24 protein-coding genes and 1 riboswitch are annotated in these 19,056 nt (G+C 63.8%); of the genes, 13 read left to right on the top strand and 11 right to left on the bottom strand.

Features of this window, described 5'->3' with window-relative positions:
* Positions 1 to 2: 2 nt before the first annotated feature.
* The 8 genes from ACZ5AC_RS07970 to ACZ5AC_RS07935 form a co-directional block, all read right to left on the bottom strand.
* A complete protein-coding gene (locus tag ACZ5AC_RS07970; RefSeq protein WP_464250413.1) occupies positions 3 to 512 on the bottom strand; it encodes a 4Fe-4S binding protein in 510 nt (169 codons plus the stop codon).
* A gap of 10 nt (positions 513 to 522) precedes the next feature.
* Positions 523 to 1,485 (bottom strand): NADH-quinone oxidoreductase subunit NuoH, encoded by a 963-nt coding sequence (nuoH, locus tag ACZ5AC_RS07965; protein WP_464250412.1) that lies wholly within the window; start codon positions 1,483 to 1,485, stop codon positions 523 to 525.
* Positions 1,482 to 2,636: an NADH-quinone oxidoreductase subunit D gene (locus ACZ5AC_RS07960; RefSeq protein ID WP_464250411.1), complete on the bottom strand. Its 1,155-nt coding sequence runs from the start codon at positions 2,634 to 2,636 to the stop codon at positions 1,482 to 1,484. Before ACZ5AC_RS07960 ends, nuoH begins: the two co-directional genes overlap by 4 nt.
* Positions 2,636 to 3,112 carry an NADH-quinone oxidoreductase subunit C gene (locus ACZ5AC_RS07955; RefSeq protein WP_464250410.1) on the bottom strand — a complete coding sequence of 159 codons (477 nt, stop codon included), beginning with the start codon at positions 3,110 to 3,112 and terminating at the stop codon, positions 2,636 to 2,638. The genes ACZ5AC_RS07960 and ACZ5AC_RS07955 overlap by 1 nt, the downstream gene beginning before the upstream one ends.
* Positions 3,109 to 3,642 (bottom strand): NADH-quinone oxidoreductase subunit B, encoded by a 534-nt coding sequence (locus ACZ5AC_RS07950; protein WP_464250409.1) that lies wholly within the window; start codon positions 3,640 to 3,642, stop codon positions 3,109 to 3,111. The genes ACZ5AC_RS07955 and ACZ5AC_RS07950 overlap by 4 nt, the downstream gene beginning before the upstream one ends.
* The gene (locus ACZ5AC_RS07945) at positions 3,606 to 4,001 is read right to left on the bottom strand and encodes an NADH-quinone oxidoreductase subunit A (RefSeq protein WP_464250408.1); all 396 of its coding nucleotides are present in this window, start codon (positions 3,999 to 4,001) and stop codon (positions 3,606 to 3,608) included. The genes ACZ5AC_RS07950 and ACZ5AC_RS07945 overlap by 37 nt, the downstream gene beginning before the upstream one ends.
* A gap of 383 nt (positions 4,002 to 4,384) precedes the next feature.
* Positions 4,385 to 4,514, bottom strand: a riboswitch (cyclic di-AMP (ydaO/yuaA leader).
* A gap of 206 nt (positions 4,515 to 4,720) precedes the next feature.
* On the bottom strand, positions 4,721 to 5,320 hold the full coding sequence (locus ACZ5AC_RS07940; RefSeq protein ID WP_464250407.1) for a hypothetical protein: 600 nt from the start codon (positions 5,318 to 5,320) through the stop codon (positions 4,721 to 4,723).
* A 97-nt stretch (positions 5,321 to 5,417) separates the two neighbouring features.
* The gene (locus ACZ5AC_RS07935) at positions 5,418 to 5,591 is read right to left on the bottom strand and encodes a hypothetical protein (protein WP_464250406.1); all 174 of its coding nucleotides are present in this window, start codon (positions 5,589 to 5,591) and stop codon (positions 5,418 to 5,420) included.
* Between ACZ5AC_RS07935 and ACZ5AC_RS07930 the strand changes: the two genes are divergently transcribed.
* The 3 genes from ACZ5AC_RS07930 to ACZ5AC_RS07920 all read left to right on the top strand — a co-directional run bounded on the left by ACZ5AC_RS07930 (position 5,590) and on the right by ACZ5AC_RS07920 (position 7,107).
* Positions 5,590 to 5,754 (top strand): hypothetical protein, encoded by a 165-nt coding sequence (locus ACZ5AC_RS07930; protein WP_464250405.1) that lies wholly within the window; start codon positions 5,590 to 5,592, stop codon positions 5,752 to 5,754. The genes ACZ5AC_RS07935 and ACZ5AC_RS07930 overlap by 2 nt on opposite strands.
* Positions 5,755 to 5,989: 235 nt before the next feature.
* A complete protein-coding gene (locus tag ACZ5AC_RS07925) occupies positions 5,990 to 6,319 on the top strand; it encodes a hypothetical protein (protein ID WP_464250404.1) in 330 nt (109 codons plus the stop codon).
* On the top strand, positions 6,316 to 7,107 hold the full coding sequence (locus tag ACZ5AC_RS07920) for a tyrosine-protein phosphatase (protein WP_464250403.1): 792 nt from the start codon (positions 6,316 to 6,318) through the stop codon (positions 7,105 to 7,107). The genes ACZ5AC_RS07925 and ACZ5AC_RS07920 overlap by 4 nt, the downstream gene beginning before the upstream one ends.
* A gap of 69 nt (positions 7,108 to 7,176) precedes the next feature.
* Here the strand turns inward: ACZ5AC_RS07920 and ACZ5AC_RS07915 are convergent, their stop codons facing one another.
* Both ACZ5AC_RS07915 and ACZ5AC_RS07910 read right to left on the bottom strand, forming a co-directional pair.
* Positions 7,177 to 9,066, bottom strand: a complete 1,890-nt coding sequence (locus ACZ5AC_RS07915; RefSeq protein WP_464250402.1) for an AMP-dependent synthetase/ligase — start codon at positions 9,064 to 9,066, stop codon at positions 7,177 to 7,179.
* Positions 9,067 to 9,148: 82 nt separating this feature from the next.
* Complete coding sequence (locus tag ACZ5AC_RS07910) at positions 9,149 to 9,862, bottom strand: TerC family protein (protein WP_464250608.1); 714 nt, start codon at positions 9,860 to 9,862, stop codon at positions 9,149 to 9,151.
* Between the two features lie 166 nt (positions 9,863 to 10,028).
* Here ACZ5AC_RS07910 and ACZ5AC_RS07905 point away from each other — a divergent pair, with 166 nt between their 5' ends.
* From ACZ5AC_RS07905 to ACZ5AC_RS07860, 10 genes are all read left to right on the top strand, one after another.
* Positions 10,029 to 11,162 (top strand): AI-2E family transporter, encoded by a 1,134-nt coding sequence (locus ACZ5AC_RS07905; RefSeq protein ID WP_464250401.1) that lies wholly within the window; start codon positions 10,029 to 10,031, stop codon positions 11,160 to 11,162.
* Positions 11,159 to 11,923 (top strand): SagB/ThcOx family dehydrogenase, encoded by a 765-nt coding sequence (locus tag ACZ5AC_RS07900; protein WP_464250400.1) that lies wholly within the window; start codon positions 11,159 to 11,161, stop codon positions 11,921 to 11,923. The genes ACZ5AC_RS07905 and ACZ5AC_RS07900 overlap by 4 nt, the downstream gene beginning before the upstream one ends.
* Positions 11,923 to 12,603 (top strand): zinc metallopeptidase, encoded by a 681-nt coding sequence (locus ACZ5AC_RS07895; RefSeq protein ID WP_464250399.1) that lies wholly within the window; start codon positions 11,923 to 11,925, stop codon positions 12,601 to 12,603. Before ACZ5AC_RS07900 ends, ACZ5AC_RS07895 begins: the two co-directional genes overlap by 1 nt.
* 76 nt (positions 12,604 to 12,679) lie before the next feature.
* The gene (locus tag ACZ5AC_RS07890; protein ID WP_464250398.1) at positions 12,680 to 14,551 is read left to right on the top strand and encodes an ATP-binding cassette domain-containing protein; all 1,872 of its coding nucleotides are present in this window, start codon (positions 12,680 to 12,682) and stop codon (positions 14,549 to 14,551) included.
* 15 nt (positions 14,552 to 14,566) lie between these two features.
* Positions 14,567 to 14,980, top strand: coding sequence for a DUF2721 domain-containing protein (locus ACZ5AC_RS07885; RefSeq protein ID WP_464250397.1), 414 nt, complete (start codon positions 14,567 to 14,569; stop codon positions 14,978 to 14,980).
* Positions 14,970 to 15,188 (top strand): hypothetical protein, encoded by a 219-nt coding sequence (locus ACZ5AC_RS07880; protein WP_464250396.1) that lies wholly within the window; start codon positions 14,970 to 14,972, stop codon positions 15,186 to 15,188. The genes ACZ5AC_RS07885 and ACZ5AC_RS07880 overlap by 11 nt, the downstream gene beginning before the upstream one ends.
* Before the next feature lie 5 nt (positions 15,189 to 15,193).
* Positions 15,194 to 16,048: a pantoate--beta-alanine ligase gene (gene panC / locus ACZ5AC_RS07875; protein WP_464250607.1), complete on the top strand. Its 855-nt coding sequence runs from the start codon at positions 15,194 to 15,196 to the stop codon at positions 16,046 to 16,048.
* Entirely contained in the window at positions 16,049 to 16,411 is a 363-nt protein-coding gene (gene panD, locus ACZ5AC_RS07870) for an aspartate 1-decarboxylase (RefSeq protein ID WP_464250395.1), read from the top strand.
* A complete protein-coding gene (gene panB / locus ACZ5AC_RS07865) occupies positions 16,408 to 17,244 on the top strand; it encodes a 3-methyl-2-oxobutanoate hydroxymethyltransferase (RefSeq protein WP_464250394.1) in 837 nt (278 codons plus the stop codon). Before panD ends, panB begins: the two co-directional genes overlap by 4 nt.
* A 70-nt stretch (positions 17,245 to 17,314) precedes the next feature.
* Positions 17,315 to 17,623: a PilZ domain-containing protein gene (locus ACZ5AC_RS07860; RefSeq protein WP_464250393.1), complete on the top strand. Its 309-nt coding sequence runs from the start codon at positions 17,315 to 17,317 to the stop codon at positions 17,621 to 17,623.
* A 208-nt stretch (positions 17,624 to 17,831) separates the two neighbouring features.
* Here the strand turns inward: ACZ5AC_RS07860 and ACZ5AC_RS07855 are convergent, their stop codons facing one another.
* A complete protein-coding gene (locus ACZ5AC_RS07855; protein WP_464250392.1) occupies positions 17,832 to 19,019 on the bottom strand; it encodes an MFS transporter in 1,188 nt (395 codons plus the stop codon).
* Positions 19,020 to 19,056: the final 37 nt, after the last annotated feature.

The following is a 19,056-nucleotide window of genomic DNA, read 5'->3' as shown; positions in this document are numbered from 1 at the left end:
AATTATTCCGCCTTCTTGACGTGTTTCGGCAGCCGTGAGCGCAGCCGGGCGATGAGGTCGAAATAGAAGTCCTGTCGCGAATACCCCGCGATGTTGATGTTCTGCGAGAAGCGGATCGCGTCTGCGGGGCAGGACATCACGCATTGCCCGCACAGGGAGCAGAGGGTGAAGTCAAGCCGGAAGGTTTCGGGGTCCTTGGGCGCCTTGGGCTTGACGCCCTGTTCGACTTCCTCGGGCGTGGGCGCGGGAGCCTTTTTCTTGGTCACGGTGATGCAGTTCGAGGGGCAGGCCCTGGCGCACGTGCCGCAGGAGATGCAGCGCGGCGTCAGCGGATCGTTGTCCTCGGGAATCAGCTCGATATGACCCCGAAACGTCGCTAGATTGTCCACTTCCTGACGGGGGTAGTGGATGGTCACGTTGGGCTGCAGAAAGTATTTCCCGGTGATGTTCAGGCCGACGACGAGGGACCACATGCCCCGGGCCGCGCGCTTGATTTCTTCGAGTCTGTACACGCGACGCCTCCTAGAGTTTGACGATGACGGTGACGTACACCAGGTTCACGAGGGCCAGGGGCACGAGCCACCGCCAGCACAGGTTCAGGAGCTGGTCGAAACGCACCCGGGGGTACGTCCAGCGGATCTGGATGATGAGGAAGATGAGGGCGTACATCTTCAGCAGGAACCACCACCAGCCGGGGGCGAAGGGGCCGTTCCAGCCGCCCAGGAAGAGCACGGTGGCCACGGAGCAGACCACGACCATGTTGGCGTACTCGGCCATGAAGAAGAGCCCGAAACCCATGCCCGAGTATTCGGTGTGGAAACCCGCGGTCAGCTCGCTCTCGGCCTCGGGAAGGTCGAAGGGTGCGCGGTTGGTCTCGGCCAGGGCGCAGATGAAGTAGATGACGAAGCCCAGCGGGTTGACGAGGGCGTTCCACTGCCAGGGCAGGGCGCCCTGGCCGGCGGAGATGGTGGCCAGATCCAGGCTGCCGGTCATGAAGGCGACCGAGAGCACGGACAGGAGCAGGGGGATCTCGTAGGCCACGTTCTGGGCCACGGAGCGGGCAGCGCCCAGGAGGCTCCACTTGTTGTTGGAGCCCCAGCCGGCCAGGCACAGCGAGAGCACGCCGAACCCGGCGAAGGCCAGGATGAGCACGATGCCCAGGTCGAGCTTCAGGGCCACGAGGTTCGGGCCGAAGGGGATGGGCAGCATGCACAGGGCCACGGGCATGAAGCACATGACGGGCGCCAGCCAGAAGATGACCGGGTCGGCGTCCTTGGGAGTGGTCAGCTGCTTGCCCATGAGCTTGAGGCCGTCCACCAGGGGTTGGAGTATGCCGTGGGGGCCCACTTCGTAGGGGCCGGGGCGGCGCTGGACATGGCCGGCGATTTTCCGCTCGGCGTAGACCAGGGCCAGGGCGTTCAGGGCCACGAAGACCAGGATGCCCACCAATGCCACGAGGATGCGCAGGAGTTGCGGGTCGATCATCGGTCAATCTCCGGGATGACGAGGTCGAGGCTGCCCAGGATGGATACGGCGTCGGCCAGGAGCGTGCCCTGGCTCAGTTCCGCGAACAGGCTCAGGTTGGAGAAGCTCGGGGCGCGCAGCTTGACGCGGTAGGGGCTCCCGCCCCCGTCGCTCTGCAGGTAGCAGCCGATCTTGCCCCGCGCCCCTTCCACGGCGAAGTAGACTTCGCCGGCCGGGACTTTCGGTTTTTTTGGCATCTTGGCCTGGATGTCGCCTTCGGGAATCTGGGCCACGGCCTGTTCGACGATGTTCAGGCTCTGTTCGAGTTCCTGCATGCGCACCAGGTAGCGCCCCAGGGCGTCGGTGCGAGGGCTGGTGGGGATGGTGAAATCCAGGTCCGGATAGACGGAATAGGGCTCGGCCCGGCGCACGTCGTAGGCCACGCCGCTGCCGCGCAGGACCGGGCCCGTGGCGCCGTAGCGCACGGCCATGTCCACGGGGATGTGCCCTATGTCTTCGACCCGGCCGAGAAGGATGAAGTTGTCCGTGACCAGGGACTTGTACATGGGCAGACGGTCGCGCAGCCGCGCGATGAAGCGCGTGATGCGTTCCTTGAGCGCGTCGCTCATGTCCGCGACCACGCCCCCGAAGGTGAAGGACGCGTAGGTCAGGCGGGAGCCGGTCATGTCCTGGAGGATGTCCAGGAGTTCCTCGCGGTCGTCGAATGCGTAGAGGATGGGGGTGAAGGCGCCCAGGTCCAGGAGGTAGGCCCCCCACCAGAGCAGGTGCGAGGAGATGCGGTTCAGTTCGCAGGTGATGACGCGCAGGTACTCGGCCCGCGGCGTAGGCGGGGTCTCCCCGAGTTTTTCCACCGCGCCCACGAAGGCCCAGTTCCAGGCCAGGGCGTGCAGGTAGTCCACGCGGCCCATGTTGGTGATGAACTGGGCGTAGGTTTTGCCCTCGGCCATCTTCTCGTGCATGCGGTGGATGTACCCGAGCACGGGGTCGGCGCGCAGGATGTACTCGCCGTCGATCTCCAGCATGACGCGCAGGACGCCGTGCGTCGAAGGGTGCTGTGGGCCCATGTTCAGGATGAGGGTGTTGTCCTGCTTTCCCTGTTCGAAGTGCTGCGTGTAGAATCCGCGCTCGGCGATCTGTTCCTTGGTGAACATCATGCCTCCTCCGGGGTTGCCGGGGCCTGGGCCCAGGGGAAGATCGTGGTCAGGGGGACCTTGCCGCCGTCCTGCTTTCTGAGCGGCGGTGTCTGGGCGTCGGGCGGCAGGAGCAGGGGGATGAGGTTTGGGTGCCCGGCGAAGGTCGTGCCGAAAAAGTCGAAGCACTCCCGTTCGTGCCAGTCGGCCCCGGGAAAGATGTCGGCGATGGAGTCGAAGGCGTTGTCGGTGCTCAGGGCCATACAGGAGATGCGGCCCGGCCGGCCGAAGCGGTCGAAGTGGTAGATGGCCAGGGTTCCCTCCTGCACCTCGCACACGGTGACGTCCTCCAGATGGTAGCCGGCGGCCCGGCAAAGCTGCGCGGCGCTGCGGACCTGTCCGGGGGCGATGAGGACCGCGAAGGTCAGGCCCGTGCGCCCGGGGTCCTGAACCGAGGAGCAAAGGCAGGGCAGGGTTTCGAGGAAGTGTCCGTTCATGGCTCGATCCCTCCCAGGGCCTCGGGCCACCAGCGTTTCCCGGTGATCTTCTCCTGCAGGAGGAAGAGCCCTTCCAGCAGTCCCTCGGGGCGCGGCGGACAGCCGGGGACATAGACGTCCACGGGTACGAGCGTGTCCACACCCTCGACCACGTTGTAGTTGTGCTCCCCGGCAAAGGGGCCGCCCGAGATGGCGCAGTTTCCCATGGCGATGACGTATTTGGGAGCCGGCATCTGCTCGTACAGGCGCACCAGGGCCGGGGCCATCTTGCGCGTCACGGTGCCGGCCACGATCATGAGGTCCGACTGGCGGGGCGAGGGCCGGAAAACTTCGGCCCCGAAGCGCGAGATGTCGAAGCGGGCCATGCCGACGGCCATCATCTCGATGGCGCAGCAGGCCAGGCCGAAGGTCATGGGCCACAGCGACATGGCCCGGCAGATGTCGAGCACCTGCTGCGCCGGCTTCAGGTTGAGCAGCGGCGGTTCGAGGTCAGTTACCGCCGGGGCGATACGCGGATTCGTCTGGGCCATGAGAACACTCCTTTGCTGGAAAAATAGAAGATCGCGGCGAAGAGCACGGCAATGAAGACGAGGACCTGCCAGAAGGGAACCCACCCGGTGGTGTCAGGGTACATGGCGGTCACCGGGAAGAGGTAGAGAACGTCGACGTCGAAGGCGAGGAAGATGAGGGCGTAGAAGTAGAAAGTCAGGCCGAATTGCACCCACGCCTGACGCCCGTGAACCGGAATGCCGCATTCGTAGGATTCGGCGAAGGCGCCGCCCCTGGCCTTGGGGGCCAGGAGGAGGGACACGACGATGGGCCCGAGGGCGAATGCCAGGCCGGCCGCCAAGAATGCCAGGATCGAGACGTTCATCCAACTGAAGACCATAGGAGACCACCTCTGTTTGAATGAATCAATAAAAACAGATTATTGCAGATAAATACATCCACAGCGATTCCCCACGCGGGATGACCCGGGTCCAGAACTGCCTGCTATGCCGAAGGATGTGTTCGCTAGAACGCAGGAAGGACTGTCACGACGGAAAGCCGTGACAGTCCTTTTTCAGGGCAAAGGCGGTGAAGGAGTGTCGATGTCGCCGTAATGAGTTGTCAAAACGGCAGTGAACGATGTCTTGAAATGAAGACGCGGGCGGAACTGGATGCTGTTCGCGCCGCGAGAAAGCCGCGAGGCTTTGCGGATGGGACGACACATAAATAACCCCCCGCCTCAAAAAAAGAGGCATGAACCATGAGGAGGCCTCACGCCAAAGGGAGGTCTCCTTTCGATGCTTACGAGGTTAGCTGACGGGCTCGGGTCGAAAGGTACCCTACGCATGTGCGATTCGCCCCAAAGAATGGGTCCCCCGCTTCCGCCCTCGGCGGAACTCAGCAGTGTTGAGCGTCACATAGTTTTGGTGACTTCGAAAGTCAAATGATATTGATGCATACGTGATAAATATATTTTTCTATTTGAAATCATTGGTGATCATGTTGTGTTCGTAAAAAATGTTGATCTTTGGATCAATATGCAGGCTGAACATTTGATGTGCTCAGTATTATTAACGAAATAACGCAAAATATATGTAATCGAAGAGCGCAAATTCACGCCTAACCTTCGTCGCCTGCAGAGACAAAATTGTAGATAAGCCCTTTTTCATGGTTTCCGGTTGTGGCATCAAGAGTGGGCGTCTCGCCAATCAGGAAAAGTTGCGGGTTAGGAGTGAGTTCTCCTGCTTCCGCTTCTCTCCGGTATAGAAAAATCTGGAGAACGTAGAGAGCCGCCACCGCATTGAGTGCGTTTTTGAGATTGGCCTCGGCAAAGTGTTCATGGCGTTCGTACTTTACTCTGGTGTATGCACGCCACCAAAGCGGTTGCGTATCTGTGCGCCATTTGTTCCACGGTGTCAGCGTCAAACCGAATCTTGGCAGATGTACCTTGATTGCGTTGAAGTCCGGGTGATGCTTTGTTATGATCGTCTTGTAGTTTCCAATGTTGTCTGCAGCGCAGCTATTTTCTAATTTTTGACAGTATTTTTTTGCAATAACATCAACTTCTGAAGCTGCAGCAAAAAGTATGCGACCAAGTTCAATTGAGTAACTGGAGAAGTTTGACTCGGCAATTTCCAAAAACCTTGAAAATTGCGAAATATCATTTTCCAGAGCGATGAAGTAATGCCAGTGTATAGGTGTATTTTTTTTCGGAATCATCATTAGTCTCGCGCTAAATTTGTTATACGATGCCCTTGCGGGATGCATATGCCTCCCGCAAGGAGGTTAAGGACACGTAGAACTTTATTTGCTCTGACTAACGCGATTCGTAAAACCAGAATATGAAGAAAATAAACCCGGCGATAGCAAGGAACTTCAGCAGTGTCGGCATGCTTTCACGCAAGCTGTAGTTCTTGGGGGTGTAGTCGATTTCCTGCTGTGGCGTAGGTGAATGGGCGCAATCGTGGCGCGGAGTGTTGTCGTTTGGCATGAAGCCTCCTGCATTGAAGGACATAAGGTTCACCACCGATATCAAGCTGCATCGATGGAAAAATGGAACGCTTATCTTAGAGCAGGAAACGAGGAGGCGCGCGGCTGGAGATCGCTTTGAAGCTGATTTTTCGGGCAAAGCGATCGATGATTTTGAAGGGTGAAAATGCAAGGAATGGGGTTGAAGAGATCGAGACTTGATCGGGAACTACGGCGTCGTAAAATGTTCTGTCTGAAGATTTGTGGTTCACCCTCTGCACGAGGTCGAAAGACCCAATTGCCGACTCCGCGATGCTGGGTGCAAAATGATCCGTCTTGGATCTTTGCTCAAGGGAAGGTACGGAGGCCGGGCCATAATCGTGGACTACCGGTGGCGTACAGAACACCAGCAGCAGAGAAATGGCTAGTCGTAATATGCTGTCAATGCGTGTGATCATTCGATTCTACATGGAAGATATTACGAATCGGTTGCCGGCCCGGATACTTGTCGTCGATCGTCGACGATTTCATGTCCTGACGCGTGCAATCTGTTTCGTGGAGATGCGGCGCGAAGAATCTTCGCGCCACATATCAACGCCGGTGAACCATTTGGCCAGGGTTGTCAACATCGGCGCTCAGGCATTGACGATACGGCGGGATGAGCCGAAGTTGCGTTATATGAACGCTATCGCCGAAAATGGCAGGGGGCCGGCTCGCTTCTGCCGTTTTGGCAAGGCAGAGGGCACATGATCGATATTCACTGCCACATGCTTCCCGGCATTGATGACGGGCCCGGAACGATGGACGAGGCGGTGTCCATGGCGCGCATGGCCGTGGACGACGGCATCGACGGAGTGATCTGCACCCCGCATTGGCACCCGATGTTCTGGCCCAACGGGCGAGCGGAGATTGTCCATGCCGTTGCGCAGTTGCAGACCCGCCTTCTGCACGAAGGGGTCTCGCTGAAGGTCTGGACCGGGAGCGAACTCAGCATGGACGCAAGCCTCGATGCGCATCTCGATGGGGAAAGGCTTCAAACCCTCAACGGCGGTCCGTGGTTGTTGCTCGAACTCCCGGGATATGCGCCGCCCCCGGGTATCGACGACCATCTGCAGAGTCTGCGCCGGCGCGGCTACCATGTGGTGCTGGCGCATCCCGAGAGATACGACTACGTCCGGCGCGACCCGGCCAGACTTTACGGCTGGGTGTCCATGGGCGTGGCCGTGCAGATCACGGCAGCAAGCCTCCTGGGTCGTCTGGGGCCGGAAATGGCGGCGCTGTGCAGGCGGCTTCTGGAGCACCGTCTGGTGCATTTCCTGGCCAGCGACTGCCATGGCGTCCGTTCGCGCCGCCCGCTGCTCCGACAGGCAGTGGACGTTGCGGGGGACCTGCTCGGGGAGCGGGACGCCCGGCGCCTGGTCGATGAACATCCGATGTCCGTGCTTCGCGGAGAACCGCTGGACCTGTGGGATTATGCGCCGATCTCGCCCGTGCGCACGAAACGGCCGTGGTTCCGTTTTCTGCTGGAAAGGGGGTGATCCGGCCGGGCGCTGCGGCGCGGCTTTGGGGACGGCGGAGAGCTCCGTCCTCGCCAGGCGCCTGGCCCGCTACTTCAAAAGCCGGTTGATGATGTCCTTGTACTTCTTCTCGATGACGTGCCGCTTCTTCTTGAAGGAGTTGGTCAGCTCCTCGCCGAGGGTGAACTCCTTGTCCAGGAAATGGATGTTCTGGAGCTTCTCGTAGGGCTTGAAGCCTTTCTTGGCGTTCAGGAGCTTGTTCATCTCCTCGCGCAGGCGGTCCAGGAGCTGCTTGTCCTTCAGGGCGGACTCGGTCTCGTCCAGGACCTGATTGTACTTCTCGTAGACGAATTCCCGCAGCTTTTCGAGGTCAGGCACGATGAGGGCGCCCAGGCCCTTTTTGTCCTGTCCCACCAGCACGGCGTCCTGGACGAAGGGGAACATGGACAGGGTGGCCTCGATGTTGGTCGGGTCCACGTTCTCGCCGCTGGCCAGGACGATGATCTCCTTGGCCCGGCCGGTGATGACCAGTTCGCCCGTGAGGGTCAGCTTGCCCAGGTCGCCCGTGCGCAGGAAGCCGTCGGGCGTGAAGGCCGAGGCGTTGGCCTCGGGGTTGTTGTAGTAGCCCTTGGAAACCTGGGCCCCGCGGACCTGGATCTCGCCTTCGGTGCCGTTGGGCACGACCTCGCCCTGGTCATTTACGATGCGCAGTTCCGTCTCGGCCACGGCCGGGCCGATGGTTCCGAAGACATCGCAGTTGAAGCCTCGGCCGGCGATGCCCGGCGAGCACTCGGTCATGCCGTAGGCGTTGACGATGCGGATGCCGATGGCGTCGATCCACTCGTCCAGGTAGGGCGGCAGGCTGCCGCCGCCGCTGATGGCCGCCTTGAGCCGGCCGCCGAACTTGTCCTGTACGAGGGTGAATTTCTTCTGGGCCAGGAGGTAGGGCAGGAAGAGGAACACGTTCTCCACCGCGGCGCGGAGCTTGGCCGCCCAGCGCAGGGGGAAGGCCTTCTTCTCGAAGACCGGCAGCTGGTCGCGCATGATGCGCCTGTTGCGGCGGTAGGCGGCCGAGACCCGGACGAGCAGGTTGAAGATCTTGGCCTTCTTCGGGTCTTTCTTTTTCAGTGCGGCCGTGATCTTGGAATAGAGGGACTCCCAGATGCGCGGCACCGTGGCCACCTGGGTGGGCTTGTAGGTTTCGAGGTCCGAGGCGAAGGTGCGGATGGACGAGTAGACCAGGCAGCTGCCCTTGGCCACGGAGAGGTATTCGGCCGTGCGCTCGAAGATGTGCCAGGTCGGCAGGATGGACACCCACACGTCGTCGGACTGCAGCCTGATGAGCGGCGGCAGGGTGCGCACGTTGTGCATGATGTTGGAATGGGTCAGCATGACGCCCTTGGGCGTGCCGGTGGTCCCCGAGGTGTAGATGATGGTCAGCAGGTCGTCGGGGGTGATCTTGGCGGCCAGCCCCTTGAACCACTCGATGTCGCGCGGCTCGATGGTCCGGTCCTTGAGGAGTTCGCTGTAGGTCACGGCCTTGTCGAACCAGGAGTGCTTCTCTTCGCCCGCGATGATGAAAAGCCCTCTGGGTTTCAGGGTTTTGATCAGGGGCTGGCAGTCCCTGTAGAGCTTCTCCGTCTCGAGGATGAGGAACTCCGCCCCGGAATGGGTGACGATGAACTCGATCTCGCTCGGCGGCGTGTCGGACCCGCGCGGCACGCTGACGGCGCCCAGGGCCTGCAGGGCCATGTCCGTGACGATCCAGGAGTAGCGGTTGTCGGACAGCAGGAAGACCTTGTCCCCGCGGCGGACCTTGTTGGCCTTGAAGGCGCGGGCCAGGATGAGCACGTCCTCGAAGAACTTCTCGTAGGTGACCCGGAATTCGTCTTCGCCCACGCGGTAGATGAAGGCGAGATTGTCCCGGTGCGTGGAGCAGCTCTCCAGGAAGGTGTGGAAAAACGTCGGGGCGAAGGCCATGGCTGTTCTCCAAAAAGAAAATGGGGTTAGTTCTTTTAGGCGAGGGCGGCCTGCAAGGCAAGTCGGGTTTGTGAGTACCCGCTCAGGCCTTCCTCGCCGCGGAAACCTTTCGCATGCGCAGGTTCAGGATCTCCACCAGCAGGGAGAAGCTCATGGCGAAGTAGATGTAGCCGCGGTCGATGTGCTTGCCCATGCCTTCGGCCACCAGGAACACGCCGATGAGGATGAGGAAGGACAGGGCCAGGACCTGGATGGTCGGCTGTCGCTTGACGAACCCGCTGACCGTGTCGGCGAAGAGGAGCATCACGGCCACTGCGGCCACCACCGCCGCGATCATGACGGAGATGTTGTTGGCCATGCCCACGGCCGTGATGACGGAATCCAGCGAGAAGATGATGTCGAGGAACATGATCTGGGTAACGGCCGAGACGAAGCCGAGGGTTTTGCGCACGCGCACGTCCTCCTCGGGCCTGTGCTCCAGCTTCTCGTGAATCTCGAAGGTGGCCTTGGCGATGAGGAAGAGCCCGCCCCCCAGCAGGATGAGGTCGCGGCCGGACACGGCGTGCTCCATGACCGTGAAGAGGGTGGCCGTGAGCCCCATGACCCAGGTGATGGCGAACAGCAGGCCGATGCGGGTCAGCATGGCCATGGCCAGGCCGATCTTGCGCGCCTTGGCCTGCAGGGCCTCGGGCAGGTTGTTGGTGATGATGACGATGAAGACGATGTTGTCGATGCCAAGGACGATCTCGAGGCTGGCCAGGGTCAGGAAGGCGATGATGCTTTGCGGTTCGAACATGGGGCTGCCCTTGGTTTGCGGTGCGGATGCGTTCGTGTAGGTGAAGGGCGATTTCAAATCAAGGGACGTGGGCTGTCCGGGCTTCCAAGGCATGGCCGACTCTGCTATCTGCCGGAAGCGGGGAAAGCCCGGACCGCTTCGACATCTTCCATCCGCCGGAGGGCCGATGATTCTCGACGAAAAACCCTATTCCTTCGACCGCGTCGTGCGCATGGCCCTGTCCGTGGGCCTGGTCTGGGCCATCATCTCGGCCCTGGGCTACCTGAGCGACGTGCTCGTGCCCTTCGCCGTGGCCCTGATCCTGGCCTACATCATGAACCCGCTGGTGCTCCGGGTGCAGGGGGTGGTCAAGAGCAGGAGCGTGGCCATCGGCCTGACCCTGCTCCTCTTCGTGCTGGTCGTGGTCGGGATTTTCCTCATCGTGGTGCCTCTGATGGGGCGCGAGATGGCGCACATGGGCCGCCTCATCTCCGACCTGGTCAGCAACTCCAAGCTGGCCGAAGCAGCGGCCAAGCGATTGCCGCCCGACGTCTGGCAGGCCCTGCGGGACTACTTCAACACGCCCGAAGTCCAGAACTTCTTCCGCACGGACAGCTTCATCTCCATGGCCCAGGCCGCACTGCGCAGGCTCCTGCCCGGCATCATGGGGTTCATCTCCGGCACCTACAGCGTGATCATGGCCCTGGTCGTGCCCGGCGTGGTCTTCATGTACCTCATCTTCCTGCTCCTGGACTTCCAGAAGGTCCGCGTGGTCTGGAAGGAGATGATTCCGGCCCCGTACCGGGCGGGCGTGGTGTCCTTCGTGGAGGAGTTCGACCTGGCCATGAGCCGCTACTTCCGCGGCCAGATCTTCATCTCCGGGGCCCTGTGCGTGGTCTTCGCCACGGGCTTCTTCCTCATCGGGCTGCCCCTGGGCATTCTGCTCGGCATCATGCTCGGCGTCATGAGCCTGGTGCCGTACCTGCAGGTCCTGGGCGCCATCCCGGCCGTCATGGTCGCGGCCATCCACGCCCTGGAGACGGGGCAGTCCTTCTGGATCGTCCTGGGCCTGACGGGCGTGGTCTTCGTGGCCGCGCAGGTCGTGCAGGACGTCATCCTCGTGCCGCGCATCATGGGCAAGGCCATGGGCCTCTCGCCGGCCGTGATGCTCCTGTCCCTGTCCATCTGGGGCAAGCTTCTCGGGATGCTGGGCCTTTTGATCGCCCTGCCCATGACCTGCCTGGTCCTGGCCTACTACCGGCGGTTGGTGCTGGCCCAGGAACAGACGGCGCTCCTGCCGGAAGGGGAGGCGGGGCCATGAGCGGACGCATCCCGGGCATGAGCGACATGCGCGACTTTCTCAAGGACGACCTGCGCCTTTTGCTCGACTTCTCCCGCTCGGACCAGAATCGGGGCGTGGCCCCGCCGCCCGTGCAGAAGCCGGCGCGGCCCGGGCAGCGCGTTTCCCTTCTGCCGTCGGACCCGGCCGGGGGTTTCGCCGGGCGCATGGACCTGACCCAGGCCCTGGCCGGGCGCAAGAGCCACCGGGCCTGGCGCGACGAACCCGTCAGCCTGGACGAACTGGGCTTCCTGCTCTGGGCCGTGCAGGGCGTGCGCCGCACGGGCGGGGCCGCCAGCGTGTTCCGCACCGTGCCCTCGGCCGGCTGCCGCCACGCCCTGGAGACCTACATCGCGGCCAGGGATTGCACGGGGCTTGAGCCCGGTCTGTACCGCTACCTGCCCCTGGACCACGCCCTTGTCCTGGAACGCGAAGCCGGGACGGATTTCTCAGCCCACCTGCACGAGGCCGTCCTCATGCAGTCCTTCGTGCCCCGCGCCCCCCTGACGTTCATCTGGACGACCATCCCCTACCGCATGGAGTGGCGCTACATGGAAGCCGCCCACAGGGTCATCGCCCTGGACGCGGGCCACGCCTGCCAGAACCTCTACCTCGCCGCCCAGGCCGCCGGGTGCGGCACCTGCGCCGTGGCCGCCTTCCACCAGCGGGCCCTGGACGAGTTCCTGGGCGTGGACGGAGAGGACGAGTTCGCCCTCTATCTCGCCCCCGTGGGCAAGGTCTGATGCTCTACGCCCTGGCGCTGGTCGCCCTGGCCGCCCTTGTGATCGGTCCGGGGCTGTGGGCCCGGCACATGCTCGAACGCTACGGCCGGGAGGAGTATTTTTCAGGCACGGGCATCGACCTGGCCCGCATCCTCGTAGAGGACCTGCGGCTGCACGGCGTGCGGGTGGAGACCACGGACAAGGGCGACCACTACGACCCTGTGGAGAAGGTCGTGCGCCTGAACCCCGCCACGGCCGGCCGGCGCAGCCTCACGGCCGTGGTCGTGGCCGCCCACGAGGTCGGGCACGCCATGCAGGACCAGAGCGGCGACGGCCTGCTTCGCCTGCGCACGGCTCTGGTGCGGGTCGGGATCTGGGCCGAACGCATCGGCGCGGCGGCCGTCATGGTCGCCCCCCTGCTGGGCGCGGCCCTGCAGGTGCCGGTGGTGGGGCGGCTCATGCTGGTTGCCGTCGCGTGCGTGCTGGGCATCCCGGTGCTCGTGCACCTCGTGACCCTGCCCGTGGAGATCGACGCGAGCTTTTCCAGGGCCCTGCCCGTGCTCCGCTCGGGCCGCTACATCCCGCCCGAGGACGAGGCAGCGGCGCGGCGGATACTGACGGCCTGCGCCCTGACTTACCTGGCCCAGGCCCTGGCCGGCATGTTCAACGTCCTGCGCTGGGCCCGGATTTTCCGGCGCTGAGACGCGTCTGGACAATCCGGGTGTTTCCCACTACGAGTCGGGCGTCTGACCACCCAACCAATCTCCCCCCCAATACATGGCACTCATCAGCGCAAGCAACCTGACCCTGTCCTTTTCCGGACCGCCCCTGCTGGACGACATCAGCCTGCAGATACACCCCGGCGAACGCATCTGCCTTCTGGGCCGCAACGGCGAGGGCAAGTCCACCCTCATGCGCGTCCTGGCGGGCGAACTGTCCCCCGATGCCGGCGAGGTGGGCTGGAGCAAGGGGCTGACCATGGCCTCCCTGCCCCAGGAAGTGCCCGCCGATCTCACGGGCAGCATCTACGACGTCGTGGCCTCGGGGGCGGGGGAGGCGGGACGGTGCTTGGCCGCCCTGCGTCACGAGGGCGAGGCGGGCGCGGACCATGCGCTGCTCGATCGTGCCCACCGCCTGCTCGACGAACAGGCCGGCTGGAGTCTGACGCGGCGCATCGACACCGTGCTGACCCACCTGGGACTGGCCCCCGACGCGCCCTTCGCGTCCCTGTCGGGCGGCGGCAAGCGCAAGACCCTCCTGGGCCGCGCCCTGGCCGCGGAACCCGACATCCTCTTCCTGGACGAGCCCACCAACCATCTCGACATCGAGGCCATCGGCTGGCTGGAGGAGTTCCTGGTCAAGGAGCCGCGCACGCTCTTCTTCGTCACCCACGACCGCATGTTCCTGCGTCACGTCGCCAACCGCATCCTGGAGCTGGACCGCGGGCAGCTCGTGGACTGGGCCTGCGACTACGACACCTTTCTGCAGCGCAAGGCCGACGTGCTGGCCACGGAAGAGACCCTGTGGCGCAAGTTCGACCAGAAGCTCAAGGAGGAGGAGATCTGGATCCGCAAGGGCATCAAGGCCCGCCGCACGCGCAACGAGGGCCGCGTGCGGGCCCTGAAGGCCATGCGCCTGGAGCGCAGGCAGCGCCGCGAGCGCACGGGCAACGTGGCCATGCAGATCCAGGAGGCGAACACGTCCGGCAAGCTGGTGCTGGAGGTCAAGGGCATTTCCTATGGCTGGGGAGAGGCCCCGGTCATCCGCGATTTCTCGGCCAACATCATGCGCGGCGACAAGGTCGGCATCGTCGGTCCCAACGGCGCGGGCAAGACCACGCTCCTGGGGCTGCTGCTGGGCGAACTGGCCCCGCAGTCCGGCGAGGTGCGCCAGGGCACCAACCTGGAGGTGGCCTACTCGGACCAGATGCGCTCCATCCTCGACGAGACCAAGACCGCCCGCGACATCGTCGGCGACGGCTCGGACTACGTGGACGTGAACGGCAACCGCCGCCACGTCATCGGGTATCTCAAGGATTTCCTCTTCACCCCCGACCGCGCCCAGACCCCGGTCAGCGTGCTCTCGGGCGGCGAGCGCAACCGCCTGCTCCTGGCCCGGCTCTTCACCCGGCCCTGCAACGTCCTCGTCCTCGACGAGCCGACCAACGACCTGGACCAGGAGACCCTGGAACTGCTGGAGGAGCTCATCGGCGAGTTCGCCGGCACCGTGCTCGTGGTCAGCCACGACCGCGAGTTCCTGAACAACACCGTGACCTCCTGCTTCGTCTTCGAGGGCGAGGGCAGGGTGGTGGAGTACGCCGGCGGCTACGACGACTGGCTGGCGCAGCGGCCCAGGCCCGAAGAGCCCGAGGCCGTCCAGCCCAAGGCGGTGAAGCCCAAGACAGCTAAGGCGCGCAAACTGACCTGGAAGGAGAACCAGGAACTCGAGGCCCTGCCCGGACGCATCGAGGACATGGAAGCCGAAGTTTCGGCCCTGCAGGAGCGCATGAACGCCCCCGACTTCTACACCAATGACCACACCGTCGTGGCCGCCGAGGCCGCCCGGCTGGAGGCCCTGGAGTCCGAACTGGACGCCCTGCTGACCCGCTGGGACGAGCTCGAAGAGCTGCGCGCCCTGTGTGAATCTTAAAGTTTTGGTTGAAACATGGAAATTTCACTGACCACGCCGGCCCTGCTCTTCCCGACCATCTCCCTGGTCCTCTTGGCCTATACCAACCGTTTCCTGGCCCTGGGCTCGCGCATCCGCACCCTGCACGACCGCTACGAGGCCAGCCACGGTCCCTCCATCCTGGCCCAGATCGAGAGTCTGCGCCAGCGGGTCAATCTCATCCGTCTCATGCAGCTTTACGGGGTGCTCAGCCTTTTTTTGTGCGTCCTGTGCATGTTCTTTCTTTTCGCCGGCCTTGTGCTTTTGGGCAAAATTCTCTTCGGGCTGAGTCTTGTGGCCATGCTGGTCTCCCTGGGACTGTCCACTCGCGAGATTCACATTTCCACGCAGGCCCTGAATATCCAACTGGAGAGCCTGAGCCTCTCGCAGGGGGACGACAATGCACGCTAAATTCGGAGAGCTGAGGGATTTCATCTGCCGCAAGTGCGGCCTCTACGGCATGGTCGACGTCATCGGCATGGAGTTCGACTACGACCGCGACTCGGGCGTCCTCTTCGACGTCGTCGACGACTCCGACGGTCGCCACCGCGGTGACCAGATCGTCTGCGACTGCGGTTGCGAATGCTTCGACATGCATGTGCAGAGGGCTGCCAGATGAACGACATGCTGCGCATCACGCTGCCTTCGGCCATGCAGGAGCTGGGTCTGGTCTGGCGCCGGGAGGGGCTGACGGTCGGGCTGGTCCCGACCATGGGCTACTGGCACGAGGGGCACCTGAGCCTCATGCGCTGGGCGCGGGAGCACTGCGACGTCCTGGTGGCCTCCATCTTCGTCAACCCGACCCAGTTCGGCCCCGGCGAAGACCTGGAGAATTATCCGTCGGACCTTGAGCGCGATTCCGACCTGGCCCGCGAGGCCGGAGTGGACGCGCTCTTCACTCCGGTCCGTGACGACATGTACGCTCCGGACCACGGCACCTGGGTCACGGTGCCGGAGCTGACCACGAACCTCTGCGGCCGTTCCCGGCCCATCCATTTCCGGGGCGTGGCCACGGTGGTCTGCAAGCTTTTCAACCTGGTCCAGCCGACCTTCGCGGTGTTCGGGGAGAAGGACTGGCAGCAGCTGGCCGTGATCCGCAAGATGACGCGCGAGCTGGACATCCCCGTGCGCATCGAGGGGCGTCCCATCATGCGCGAGGCCGACGGGCTGGCCATGAGCTCGCGCAATGTCTATCTTACTCCCGAAGAGCGCGCCGTGGCCCCGCACATCCGCAAGGGCCTTCTCCTGCTGGAGGATCTGGTCCGGTCCGGAGAGACCGATGCGGCCGTCCTGCGCGCAGCCGTCGGGAAGTACTACGAGGAGCGCATCCCCATGGGGCGCCTCGATTACCTGGAACTGGTGGACCCCGCGACCATCGAGACGGTCGAGGAGGTCCGGGCCGATGTTCTTGCCGCCGTGGCCCTGCGCCTGGGCAAGGCGCGGCTCATCGACAATATTCATATAGCCTTCGAGAGATAAATGCCTTTACGTACGTTTCTGCAGGCCAAGCTGCACCGGGCGACCATCACCGGCGCAGAGGTCGATTACGAGGGGTCCGTGGCCATCTGTCCGGACCTCATCCGCGCCGCGGGGTTCCACCTCAACGAGCGCGTGGACATCTACAACGTGGACAACGGCGAGCGCCTGTCCACCTACGTCATTCTCGGCGAAAAGGGCGAGATCTGCCTCAACGGCGCCGCGGCCCACAAGGGCAGCCGCGGGCAGAAGGTCATCATCGCCTCCTACGTGCAGCTGACCCCGGACGAGATTCCCGGCCACGAACCGGTCGTGGTCCTGGTCGGTCCGGACAACGAAATCAAGAAGACGAATGGAGACTCATGATGAAAACCCTGAACGACTTCCTCCGCATGAAAAAGGACGGCGAAAAGATCGTCATGCTCACGGCCTACGACTACCCGTCGGCCAGACTCGCGGAGGAGGCCGGGGTTGACGTCATCCTGGTGGGCGATTCCCTTGGCATGGTCGTGCTTGGTTACGATTCCACCGTACCCGTGACCATGGCCGACATGATCCACCACACCCGGGCCGTCCGGCGCGGAGCCGGGAAGACCTTCGTCGTCACCGACATGCCCTTCTTGAGCTACCAGATTTCCCCGGCCCAGGCCCTGGAGAACGCGGGGCGGCTGGTGCAGGAGGGCGGCTGCGAGGCCGTCAAGGTCGAGGGCGGGGAGGAGATCGCCGCCCAGGTTCGGGCCCTGACGCGGGCCGGCATCCCGGTCTGCGCCCACGTGGGCCTCACGCCGCAGTCGGCCACGGCCCTGAGCGGCTACAAGGTCCAGGGACGCACGGCCGAGGCGGCCAACAAGCTCCTGCGCGACGCCCTGGCCCTGGAAGAGGCCGGGGCCTTCATGATCGTGCTCGAATGCATCCCCGTGCAGGTCGCGCAGCTCGTGACCGGCCGCCTGTCCATCCCGACCATCGGCATCGGCGCAGGCGCGGCCTGCGACGGCCAGGTGCTGGTCTGGCACGACACCCTGGGCATGTTCGACCGTTTCACGCCCAAGTTCGTGAAGAAGTTCGAGACGCTGGGCGTCAAGGCCAAGGAGGCCGTCGGGGCGTACGCCCGCGAGGTGCGGGAGGGGACGTTCCCGGGTCCGGAGCATACCTTCACCATGAACGAGGCCGAGTTGAAGCGGATTTACGGGGACGGCTGAGGCTGTCCTTTTGTCGCGTTCGCTGCTAGGCTCCGCGCAGATTTTCGGCATACACCATCAGGAGGAAAGCATGCTGCCCAAGATCAACCGTCGGCAATGGCCGCGCCACGAGAAGCAGTATCTGGTGCAGATATCCACGTCCCTCGCGTCCGGCTCGGCCCCGGCCACGGTTTCCAATTTCAGCCGCGGAGGGTTGTGCTTCCTGTACACCGAAGCCCTGGACAAGGGAGCGAGCGTCATGATCCGCCTGCCGCAGGATCTGATCGGCCTGGCGCGCGACGTGCGGGCCAAGGTCAAATGGTGCGTGCCGTCCCACACCGGAGGCTACGCCGTCGGGGTGCAGTACGTGGAACCCCTGCGCTGGACCCGCTACGAGTGAGGCTTTGCGCCGCTTCGGCGCGCTGCAGGCGGAACGGAATCCCCCGGGAGAGGAATTTCCCGCGGGGATTTTTTCATGCGCAAGGATTTCGCGGTGAGAAGCGGGGAGGTGGAAGCGGCCGGACAGGCGTTGATTCCCGAGAAAAGGCATGGATTCCCGCCTTCGCGGGAATGACATCATGCCTGCACGGCATTTCGGGCCGAATGTCTCAGGGCTGTTCGGGGATGCGCAGCCTGGACACGGCCAGGGCGCTGGCCGCGCACATGGCCATGCCGAAAAGGACGAAGCACAGGGCGAAGCTGAAGGTCTCGCCGCCCCAGGCCAGCAGGGCCGGCATGAAACCTGCTCCGATGACGGAGGTGCACATGACCGTCAGGGACACGGACAGGTCGTTGGTCGCCTTGGGGCAGACCAGGGACAGGACGGCGAAGCCCACGGGGAAGAAACAGACCACGAAGACGGGCTGCAGGGTCAGCATGGCCACGGTCCACCACAGGGGGCCGTACCCGGACAGGGCAGTGGCCGCGCCGGTGCCGACGAGGCACAGGGCCAGGGTGCGGCGGTAGCCGATGCGGCGGATGATCCAGCCCGTGGCGGGCAGGAAGGCCAGTGAGGCGATGCGCGAGCAGCCCAGAATGATGTTGGCCGTCTCGCGGCCGACGCCTTTTTCCTGCACCAGGAAGGCCGGCACGAGGTTGTAGACGCCGACCTCCACGCCCACGGCCAGCACGAAGAGCAGGACCATGATCCAGAAGGCCGGCCGGGTGACGATGACCTTGACGTTTCGAAGGACCGGGGGCATGCCCGGCCGCACCGTGCGCGGGCCACGCAGGGCGTAGACGGCCGCCAGGAGCAGGCACAGCGCGCCGAGCAGCCGGAACAGGGCCGGGTATCCGGCCGAGCCCATGAAGGCTTCGGCCACCAGGGGCGAGGCGATGAAGGCCAGGTTCGGGGCCATTTCATGCACGGCGAAGGCCTGCCCCCAGTGGGCCGTGGGCGTGACCTCGGTGATGGTCACCACGCCCGAGGGCATGTACAGCCCGGCCCCGGCGCCCATGAGCAGGATCCAGACCGAGAAGCCGAAAAACGAGTCGCAGCCCGCGAGGCCCAGGAGGCCCAGGCCGATGCAGGCCACCGAGGCGACGATGGTTCCCTTGTGCCCGAGGCGCGCCGAGACGAAGCCCGCGCAGAGCACCGCGAGGCTGTACCCGCCCGAGAGGAAGATGAAGAGGTTGGCGCTGGCGGCCAGGCTGCGGCCGAGGTGGTCGGAGATGGGCAGGAGCAGGGGGCCGAAGAGGGTCCGGGCCAGGAAGTTGGCGAAGAAGACCGTGGTCAGCAGCGTCAGGGCCGGCAGGGACGGGGCGAAGGGGGATATTTTTTCAGGGGCTGGGTTCATGGCTTAACAACTGCAAGGAAAGTTTGTATTCGCCCGA

This window comes from Desulfomicrobium aestuarii, from assembly GCF_055385525.1.
This window is presented reverse-complemented; position numbering and strand designations above follow the sequence as displayed.